The organism is Methylopila musalis (assembly GCF_042679725.1).
Lineage (GTDB): Bacteria > Pseudomonadota > Alphaproteobacteria > Rhizobiales > Methylopilaceae > Methylopila > Methylopila musalis.
In genome coordinates this window covers 1-595 of the sequence record NZ_JBHTMX010000438.1, presented here as the reverse complement: position 1 = coordinate 595, position 595 = coordinate 1, and the positions used below count along the sequence as shown (strand labels likewise).

Below are 595 nucleotides of genomic sequence, written 5' to 3'. Positions count from 1 at the left end.
CCGGCCCGCTCGAGATCGGCGGCATGATCGGCGACCGGCCGTGGAGCGCCACGCTCGATCTCGCCGCGGCCGCGCCGGGGGCCGGCGTCTCCAAGCTCTGGGCGCGCCGCAAGATCGACGACGCCGAGGTGGCCCGCGCCCTGCGCGAGGCCACGCCGGAGGCCGCGGACGCGGAGATCGTGCGCATCGCGCTCGAACACCAGCTCGCGACCCGGCTCACCAGCCTCGTCGCGGTGGACCAGACGCCTCGCCGGCCGGAAGGCGCCCGGCTGACACGCGCCGACGTGCCGCTCAACCTGCCGGCCGGCTGGGACTTCGACATGGTGTTCGGCCCGAAATCCGGCGGCGAGCGGGATCTGGAGCAGGACCCGGCCGCGCCGCCGCTGCGCCGCGCGGACGCCTCGGGCGCGCAGCGGATCGCCCTGGCGGGCGTCGCCGCCTCTCCGACGCCGATCGTCTCGGCCGCCCCGGTCGGCGGCGCGCTGCTGCCCGCGACCGCGACCGACGCCGAGCTGCGGCGCTATGTGGGCTTCGCGCTGGTGTTGTTCGCCGTCGGGCTGCTGATCATCCGCCCGGCGCGCCGCAGGAGGCCGGC

At 77.5% G+C, this 595-nt stretch carries 1 pseudogene; it reads left to right on the top strand.

Annotation, left to right across the window (positions count from 1 at the left end):
- Positions 1 to 595: pseudogene (locus tag ACFQ4O_RS18180) on the top strand (marine proteobacterial sortase target protein); the annotation flags it as partial.